This is a genomic window from Pseudomonas sp. GL-R-19, assembly GCF_019956375.1.
Lineage (GTDB): Bacteria > Pseudomonadota > Gammaproteobacteria > Pseudomonadales > Pseudomonadaceae > Aquipseudomonas.
In genome coordinates, this window is the sequence record NZ_JAHBDJ010000081.1 from 1 (window position 1) to 1,612 (window position 1,612).

The following is a 1,612-nucleotide window of genomic DNA, read 5'->3' on the forward strand; positions in this document are numbered from 1 at the left end:
CCGATTCTGTTGAAAAAGTCGGATTTTCAGCTCGCCTGAACTCAGGCACGACCACCACCGGAGAACCTATTCACCACATTGAGTGGTTTTTCGGCCCTTCGTTGAGCTTTGCAGCTCGGTTAGTGGGTTAGTTTGAGGTTTTTTGCTTCGTGCAGGCGCACCTATCCCGTAGCAGGTGGCCCTTGAGAGGTAAATTTGGCCAGACGTCGCAGGTTCTGCACCGCGGCGGCCAGCGTGAACTCATCGGACGCGCCACTCATGCCACGTAGTCGCAAGCGATCCAGTTTCAGGATGCGCTTGAGGTGGGCAAACAACATTTCGACCTTCTTACGTTCGTGGCGAGAGCGCTGATACGCCGGCGTCGCCGCGATGCGTCGAGCCACATCACGAGCGGCTTCATGGACGCTGCGGACGATCTTGCGAATCGAAGTGTTCGGGCAGCACTTGGCTTTCATCGGACAGGCAACGCAGTCGGTCTGCCGGGATCGGAAGATGATGGTGTTGGCTTTGGTGATGTGCGAACGCTCGTTCTTGAAGGCTCGCCATTCGCTGCGCAATACGTTGCCGGCCGGGCAGCGGTATTCCTCAGCCTCTTCATTCCAGTGAAAATCGTTACTCGAAAAGCTGTCGTTCTTGCGCTCAGTTTTGTCCCACACTGGCACATGCGGTTCGATGTCTTTGTCCTCCACCATCCAGGCCAGCATCGGCGCTGTGCCGTAAGCGGTGTCGCCAATGAGGCGCTGTGGCTTGATGTCGAACTGCGCTTCGACCCGATCGATCATCGTCTTGGTGCTCTCGACTTCTGCGGTGCGATGAGCCGGTGTGGGTTCCACATCCATGATCACGCCGTGCTCGGTATCGATCAGATAATTCGTGGAGTAAGCGTAGAAAGCTGGGCCGCCTGGAGCCGCGGTCCAGCGAGCCTGAGGATCCGTCAGCGACAGGCGCTTCGGTAGCGTTTCGGCCAAAGCCTCTTCATCGAGGCCTTCAAGGTACTCACGCACGGCGCGGGTGCTCAGGGCCGGATCGCTCCAGTTGATCGGTTCATCACCCGGTACGCCGCGCTGCCGACTCGCATCCGCTTTGATGATGCTGGCGTCCACGGCAAAGCCTTCGCCTTTAACCAGGCCTGCGTCCATGCAGCGACGCAGCACTTCATTGAACAACCAGCGAAACAGCTCACTGTCCCGAAAGCGGCCGTGTCGATTTTTGGAAAAGGTCGAGTGGTTGGGGACTTCATCTTCAAGGCTCAACCGGCAGAACCAGCGATACGCCAGGTTCAAATGGGCCTCTTCGCACAACCGCCGCTCGGAGCGAATGCCGTAGCAATAGCCCACGATCAGCATGCGGATCATCAGTTCAGGGTCAATCGACGGACGCCCGATCGGGCTATAAAAATCGGCGAGGTAATGGCGCAGGTCGCTCAGATCGAGACACCGATCAATGCTGCGCAGAAGGTGATTGGCGGGAATGTGATCTTCAAGGTTGAACGAGTAAAACAGCCGCTCCTGCCCACTCGATAACTGTCCCATCATGCTGCGTGCTTCCCTGCTGGCCAATGCAGAGATTTTGCCGCAGGCCAGACAGGGGAGCTACTTTTTCAACAGAATCG

General features: G+C 57.4%; 1 protein-coding gene. It reads right to left on the minus strand.

Annotated features, from left to right (window positions below):
- Positions 1-161: 161 nt before the first annotated feature.
- Positions 162-1,535, minus strand: a complete 1,374-nt coding sequence (locus KGA83_RS27830; protein WP_223531376.1) for a transposase — start codon at positions 1,533-1,535, stop codon at positions 162-164.
- Between the last annotated feature and the right edge of the window lie 77 nt (positions 1,536-1,612).

Excerpts from the sequence above, each read along its gene's own strand:
- KGA83_RS27830 (WP_223531376.1), bottom strand. The coding sequence starts at position 1,535 with ATGATGGGACAGTTATCGAGTGGGCAGGAGCGGCTGTTTTACTCGTTC.